Origin of the sequence: Lactobacillus sp. B4005, from assembly GCF_026536045.1 — a bacterium.
In the GTDB taxonomy this organism is placed as follows: Bacteria; Bacillota; Bacilli; order Lactobacillales; family Lactobacillaceae; genus Lactobacillus; species Lactobacillus panisapium.
This window is the reverse complement of the sequence record NZ_JAFNOZ010000011.1, coordinates 1-7,130: the sequence shown is the minus strand read 5'-3', so window position 1 is coordinate 7,130 and position 7,130 is coordinate 1. Positions and strand designations below refer to the sequence as shown.

General features: G+C 38.1%; 7 protein-coding genes. 2 read left to right on the top strand and 5 right to left on the bottom strand.

Annotated features, from left to right (window positions below):
- The 3 genes from J3U73_RS10815 to J3U73_RS10805 form a co-directional block, all read right to left on the bottom strand.
- Positions 1–1,216: FtsK/SpoIIIE domain-containing protein (locus tag J3U73_RS10815; protein WP_267410435.1), on the bottom strand; the 1,216-nt coding region annotated here is incomplete at its 3' end.
- Entirely contained in the window at positions 1,216–1,551 is a 336-nt protein-coding gene (locus J3U73_RS10810; RefSeq protein WP_267410434.1) for a hypothetical protein, read from the bottom strand. The genes J3U73_RS10810 and J3U73_RS10815, both read right to left, overlap by 1 nt.
- Positions 1,552–1,623: 72 nt before the next feature.
- Positions 1,624–2,613: a hypothetical protein gene (locus tag J3U73_RS10805; protein WP_267410432.1), complete on the bottom strand. Its 990-nt coding sequence runs from the start codon at positions 2,611–2,613 to the stop codon at positions 1,624–1,626.
- 930 nt (positions 2,614–3,543) lie between these two features.
- Between J3U73_RS10805 and J3U73_RS10800 the strand changes: the two genes are divergently transcribed.
- Entirely contained in the window at positions 3,544–3,777 is a 234-nt protein-coding gene (locus J3U73_RS10800) for a hypothetical protein (RefSeq protein ID WP_267410431.1), read from the top strand.
- A gap of 29 nt (positions 3,778–3,806) precedes the next feature.
- Here J3U73_RS10800 and J3U73_RS10795 read toward each other — a convergent pair whose 3' ends face one another.
- Complete coding sequence (locus J3U73_RS10795; RefSeq protein WP_267410430.1) at positions 3,807–4,790, bottom strand: SLAP domain-containing protein; 984 nt, start codon at positions 4,788–4,790, stop codon at positions 3,807–3,809.
- A gap of 1,211 nt (positions 4,791–6,001) precedes the next feature.
- Here J3U73_RS10795 and J3U73_RS10790 point away from each other — a divergent pair.
- A complete protein-coding gene (locus J3U73_RS10790; protein ID WP_267410429.1) occupies positions 6,002–6,478 on the top strand; it encodes a helix-turn-helix domain-containing protein in 477 nt (158 codons plus the stop codon).
- A gap of 286 nt (positions 6,479–6,764) precedes the next feature.
- Here the strand turns inward: J3U73_RS10790 and J3U73_RS10785 are convergent.
- A partial coding sequence (locus J3U73_RS10785; protein ID WP_267410428.1) for a hypothetical protein occupies positions 6,765–7,130 on the bottom strand: 366 nt, incomplete at its 5' end.

Genomic DNA, 7,130 nt, shown 5'->3' with positions numbered 1-7,130 from the left:
CTTTGATGACTTTTGCTAAGTCAAAATCAGGCACAAAAAATTGCTCAGGCATCTGCATGTTGCTGCGCAAATAATAGCCCCCCCCGACTTGATTAACTTGCGGTAAATTGGTGCCAGCTTGCGTGCCAAACAACATGGCTGTGGTAGTAGCGTCGCTATTGCCGAGCAAGATTTTTAAGTCACAGTTTGCTCTGATATTTGACGTTAAGCCTGAATCAACCGATGCTCGCTGCAGGCTGATAATCACGAGAATGTTAGCTTGACGAGCTTTTTGCGTTAACTGTGTTAAGCAACTTTCAATTCGTGATTTAATTGTTTTATCGTCTTTGTCAGAGCCTAAACTGGCTAATAATGAAGAATACTCATCGATGATAATGAACTGCGGCGCAAAACCTAAATCTAAAGCAGTTTTGCCGATGGAATCAGGAAGCGTCTGCATTGCCCTATATCGTTCATTCATGCTATTAACGGCTTGTTGTAACATGGCAGCAATCTCTGCGGGTGTTTGAGCCGTCTGACGGGCATTCTCGGGTGCTATTAAGTCAACGTAAGCCTTAAGGTCGGAAAACTTAGGGTCGGCGACATAGAGCATTGGATTATACTTGCTGGAATCCAGTTTTGGCACAATTTCAGCAAGTAATAGTTCCAAGGTTGCGGTTTTTCCTGTTCCGCTCACTCCGCTAAGGAGGATAGGCTCGCAATGATTAAGGTCAATAGTTAAATCGCCTAAGTTAAGCTCGTCGTACGGTAAACGGGCTATTTGTTTAACCGTCATAGTGGTTGGCAAAACTTGACGAAAATCAAAGCGATAACAAGTGGCACCATCTGGGTCAGTTAATTGCCCCAGCAAAGGCAAATGAAACTCGCTTGATTCCGCAATTGACTGCATTAAGTAGCCTACCTTGTTGCCATAACTGGCTATACCAACATCTAGCCGTAGGTCGATGTAATGTTTATAGTAATGAATAAAGAGCCCAGGATAGCTGATAGGTAGCCCATTACCGCCGGTATTGTAGCATTGGTTATTCTCTAGTGCTTGACGCATAAAATGCGCTAAATGCGCTTCAAAATCGTTGCGGCAATGCTTAAAAACTAAGCCGTTGCCACGCAGGTCAATTTGATGCCACGCACCTGCGGGCACTCGTGTACCTTGATTCTGTAAACGTAGAGCCATTTTATGGCTAATTAAATTATCAAGAAAATTGTTATTGCTCATTATTTATCTCCATGGCTGGATTTAATTGGCGCAATAGCGTCAGCCGTAGCCGTGATTCCGACTTGCCCAGCATTGTGATAATCAGGATATAGCTTTATATGTAGATTCTTAAAGCCGACTGGCTGCATCTTAGATTCTAGGTTTGCCAAGTCATTAGCAATATGGACGTTAATTTTATCCAACTGGTGCCCCGTCATGGCGACGGTGTAGGTAGTACCTAATACTTTGCCCGTTTTTTTGCCATCTTGATATTCTTGCCAAGGTTTGGCATCAACCAGCAAAAAGCCTTTAAAACCTGATTTGTCAGCGTCTATATACATTTCGTTAATAATCATTTGTGATACCTCATAAAAATTGAGCAAATTGCTCGTCTAGTAATGTTTTGGGGAGTGAGAAAGAGTTAGCAATCAACTAATACCAAGATATTGCAGCATTGTTTTGCCATTCAGCATTTTTGTAACGGATTGGTTGTTTTGTCGAGCTAATCTCGTCACTAGCATTACTTTGTCAGTAATGGCAGGGTCTCGATGATAATATTTTTGTTTAATACTAATCCAGAAATCATCTTGATTCATTCGGGGAATTAGTAAGTCATAGCTTTTCGCACCCACACACTGCCACCCTTCTACTGCCACCATCTGATTCAACTGGTCGGCTGACATGTAGAAAGTCTGTGGTTGCTTACAATTTCTTGAGTGACGACCAACATGTGTGAAAGCACGGTAATAACCGAGTCTGCCACCTTTCTCTACCATATGTTCATGATTAGCTGTCCATGTAATTGATTCTTTCATTTTATTTTCTTCGGTTGAATCAACGATAACATTAGTCAAATAGGCAGTTAGGTAGGCACCAATATTGGTTACATTTTCAATTGCAGAGGTTTTCGTGAAGCCACAACCCCATAGCTTTGCCAGCTTTGCATTGGCAATGAAAATCCTTTTGCGGTCTTGCCATTTGAGCAAGCAATGAAGATGCCAGGTGCCATCAGCTTGCGGTTCTAGCGCAGAGAACCACACTAAGCTAGCCGTGTTGACATGGGTCTTGCGTTTAATTCGCTTAACGAATCTATCAAAGTCAGCATTAACTGCCTTAATATCCTTGCCACGTTTGCGGTCACGATATGTCAGAGTCAAGAATAATTCGTTATTGTCACCGGTGAAATTGCAATTGATAATATCTCTGTTTCGCTTAAACGATTTTTTGAGTGTTGCAATATTATCAGTTCGCTTAATCGCAGTCATTTTATGCTGTTTATGCTCATGTATACCATTTGAACCATTTTTCGTACTAGTCCAGCTGGCGTAGATATCAGTCTTGGTTTTGGTTATTTTAACTAAATCTGACTGCGTGAAAACCACATCTTTTGGCTTAGTTGCAATATTTCGGACTTGCATCTATTATTCACCCCCCAACTAAGTTATAGCTTCTTTTGGAACAAAAATTAGCAATTGAAATTAATTCGGCGGGAAAGTTTTGTATTAATCAAGTTAACCCTGCAAGCCTTTGGCGGACTTGCATTTCCGAGCCTGGGGTGCACTAACGTACGCCAGGCTCGGAAAAAGAAAAAAGCCTAGTAAAAACTAGGCTAACCGCCGGCAATGTATAGCGATAATGTAATAATTATTAATTTTCACTTTGATAATCAAATTAATCTAGCTTTACATAATTAACTTGATTTAATTTTACGTAATATAAAAAGTCACTAATATATATGTAGTCACTTGTATATACGCAAAACATTATGCAGATTCGGAAGACACGGTACCCTTTGGTGAAACAAATATCTATGATAAAATAATCATGTAACAAAAAAGCAAGCCCGACTCGGAAAATCATGCTTGCTTAGAAATATTTTGAAAAATAGGAGGTACAATGAAAACAATTTGTATATTAGCGCTCATGGCGTTAATTATTAACCTACTGCACAAGTAGATTACCTTGAAAGAGCACCTTTCTTCGGAGTAAAGGCACTCTTTTTGTTTACCCATACCTCAACATTAATAATTTCTCTACATAAAAAGTATAACACAGATAGTAGTTATTACACTATATAGAGTGTAGTAAACGACGATTAGAATTATTACAATCTAAAAGTTAAAACTGTTAAGACTGATGAGCTACTAACTACCAATTTTCAGCTTAAATTAAACGAACAATAAAAGACTGATTAGTCCTTCACGGATTAATCAGTCTTTTGCTTTAGTTAAAAATCCCAATATAACAGTATTCATAGGTAGATATTGACAATGCTAAATTACTAAATAGAAGGTCAGGAAGTTCCCGACCTTCTATTAGCAACTTTTGAAAGAGGAGGATGACATCTTATGAAAAATAAGATATTTTCGAAAAATGTATGCATAGCAATAGCTTTGGTGATTGTAGCAATTATAGGCATTGCGGTCGGAATTACTATTGGGCATGTCTATCCTAGTGCATTTGCTATGATGGTAACTGCGGAAAAGAAATACGGTTATATCATATTTATAGATATTTTTCCTAAAGTAGTTAGTGAAATAGTAGTTGCATTATGGAAAAATCAAAATAAGAAAAAAGGCTAGCCATTCTGATTAACCCAATGCTAATAGCGTTATTTAGATACATTAACAACTCTGATGTAACGATTTTTGGCAATCCGGTAGAATGCCTTGCCCTTAATGCGATACACTTTGCCGTTAATTTTAACGACACTACCTTTCTTTAGTAGTTTCTTAGAAACACGTTTGCCCTTACGTGTGTAACGGTAAGATGCCTTACGTAACTTGACATAATGTGATTTACTTGTTGGAATGGTTGGTGATGTCGTAGTAGCGCCTGAGCCTGTAATTGGAGTGGTAGGACTAGTACTTGGTGATGTAGGCTTATCAACGGTGCCCGAATCAGTTAAGTGACCGGTTCTCTTATAATTGGCAACTACTTGATTAATATAGGCAGTTGTTTGGTCAACATATTCTTGAGAAGTTCCAATTGCAGTTGCTTTAGCATAATATTGGCGAATGTCACTAACTATATTACGCTCGGCGGATGAAAGATGGACAAAATCGATAGTCGTGTTGTATTCAGCGTACGCACTGTCAAGTGCTGTCGTATCAGCATGCGTAACATCCGGATTACTATTATCTACTGGATGAAAATCACTTGATGATAAATCCGTATCATTTATTGCATTGTTAACTAATGTTACACTATCTGATGGATAATCTTGCAGATTCCAGTCTTCAACATTGACATAGGTCTCTGAAATTTTGCCACCGGCTGCATCCTGAATTCCCTGTAGACCTGGAGTACCACCAATTACAGAAGTTAAGTAAAACACATGACTTGGTAAAGACTTAGGTGGCTGTGATAATGAATATGTATCACGAACGACCTTAGTACCAGCTCTGTAAATATGACCGGATGGCCCTCGCAAATCGTATTTTAATGTTCCATATTGAATCCACACTTTAGTACCATAAGCATTATTAGCGCTCACAGTGTAAGTATTTTCTTTAATGATTGAGGTTGCGCCAACGCCAGTTAAAGCCACGCCACATAAAGCAATGGCGATTCTTTTTGCTATTTTTTTATCCATGTTATTCTCCTAACTTAATTGTTTTTTCTAGTTATCATAATAATAGAGCAATTTTGTTATAATGACTAGCGGAGGCAACATAGCCTATCTAATAAGATAGGAGGTGGTTTCATGGAAATACTTAAGCTTTTCATACAATTTTTTCTTGATATAGCGAAAGAAATTATAATTTTTTTCGTTAAACAGCGATGGTTATCTGTAAAGAAAAAAAAGAAGTAAAGTTGCCTTCCTTCTTTGAATAACCCATAAAAAAAGCTCTATTGTAGCGAATAGGGCTTTTTTATGTGATTCCATTGGAATCTTAAACTTTTCATACGTCTTTATTGTACCACTATATGTAGTTATAACAAATTAAATCTATTAATTTGTTCTTTTTAATGTTATTATGATAAATAATTGAATAAACGAAGATAAAAAAAAGAGCTCTGTAAGTATTGGCGTACCTACAGAGCTGCTAATTGATTATCGCAACTAACCAATCAGTACTTTTTCTCTTTTATCTAGTATATCTTAGCAACTTAATTAAGAAAATACAAGGTATATAGAGAAAACTAAAACAGATTAATTTTTTAAGCGGTAATCGAAAGGTTACCGCTTTTTTGAAATTGACGATTTCTCAATTATCGCTGGGAGTAGCTATCCTTCAATTAGTCATTAAATTAAGCTCGTGCCTTGCTGGAGACGTTCCAGTGGCGTAGTCAACCACTATGGGTAAACTAAACCCGTTGCCTAACAAACAACGAAGACGTGGCAAATGTAGTGATGCTCGCAAGTTGCGACCACTGCGGGAAGTCTTGGAACAGCAACCAACTACCTTATCAGCATATATTCGATTTATCGGCTCTCGAATCAAAATTAAGAAAAACCCCTTCCGAAAAATGAAGTAAAACTATTGCTGTTAAGGGCAAGGGCAAGATGCGCTTAATCTGTTGGCAAAGCTGTCGATTAAAGACCTGAATACTAATCTATTGAAGTCTTTAATTGACAGTTTTGAGAATGTTGAGAATCTCTCTCTATTTTTTGTCGCTGATAGGCAAAGAATAGAGAGAGCCGTTGGCTCGGTTCCTTAAGGCTACGCCGTTAAGGCGGAGTCTATACTTTTTCGTGTTTTTCTTTTTTGTGCTGGTAGTCTATACTGGCAGATAAAGCAAAGGGCTGGTCGATTTTTCGTTTCAGTTGGAAACTAGTGAAACGATGAAGGAAACGAAACAATGAAACAAGAATTAAAGCTATTATCACAACGAGAAATTGCTGAAAGATTAGGTGTTTCTAAGGGCACATTAAGCAAATGGCTTAGCAAAAATAATGTTTCCGAAGAAACAAGAAAAGGAAACAAAAAACTCTATCAGGAAACGATAATTCAACAATATCAAAATGCTCATAAGAGCAATAATGAAGCCACTTATAATGGCTTTTCGACAATTGATTTTCTGCAAAAAGAGTTGCAAAGGAAACAAGCTGAAATTGACGAATTGAAACAAGATGGTAAACAGAAAGATGCTACCATCGCTGATTTGGCAAATAAATTAGCCAAGCTAGCCGACCAAGCCCAACAACTTAATTTAACAGATAAGGATAATAACAAGTTACAACGATTGACTAATGACCCTTATCAAAAACAAGATAAGTCGATTAATTCGCCTGCTGAACCTACGCCACATCATTGGTGGCAAAAATTATTTCAATGAAGGTATAGATATACCCTAGTATTGAAAAACCGCTCAGAGCGGCTTAAAATGCATTCTGGGGCATCTACAAGATTCAAAAATAAAATTAGGCGATAGGAGAATTAGTGATTTTTATCACAAACTTTCCTTAAAAAATGAAAAAGAAAAGAACCTTACTAGGAGTAAGGTTCTTAAGATAACGTACCCGAGATTTTTCACCGATTAACTCTAACTGAAAATCTCATCGGCGCAAACCTTTGGGGCCGTAGGTGCTTTACATAATGTCTGTTTTACGAAGTTCAGAACTTCACATGATATAGACGATGCGGTCGCCTGCTCGGTCAAGACTATATTGGATTTCGAGCATAGCATTTTCGTCGTATTTGCCCAAGACTAGAGCACGGTTAACGGCCGTAAGACCAGTGTTGACGGCGCTTAATACCGATTCGTCATTAACTGAATGAGTTAACGTAGTTAGCTCATTTTTTATTTGCGTTAATTTTTCTGAATCATACTCATGCTTTTCTAGTAGCTGGTCGATTAACCTGCCCGCTGCCATGATATGCTGTCGTGGTGTGGGCTGATAGGCTTTGATGACTTTTGCTAAGTCAAAATCAGGCACAAAAAATTGCTCAGGCATCTGCATGTTGCTGCGCAAATAATAGCCCCCCCC

Coding starts and splice junctions, on each gene's coding strand:
- J3U73_RS10790 (WP_267410429.1), top strand. CDS start 6,002: ATGAAACAAGAATTAAAGCTATTATCACAACGAGAAATTGCTGAAAGA.
- J3U73_RS10795 (WP_267410430.1), bottom strand. CDS start 4,790: ATGGATAAAAAAATAGCAAAAAGAATCGCCATTGCTTTATGTGGCGTG.
- J3U73_RS10805 (WP_267410432.1), bottom strand. CDS start 2,613: ATGCAAGTCCGAAATATTGCAACTAAGCCAAAAGATGTGGTTTTCACG.
- J3U73_RS10810 (WP_267410434.1), bottom strand. CDS start 1,551: ATGATTATTAACGAAATGTATATAGACGCTGACAAATCAGGTTTTAAA.
- J3U73_RS10800 (WP_267410431.1), top strand. CDS start 3,544: ATGAAAAATAAGATATTTTCGAAAAATGTATGCATAGCAATAGCTTTG.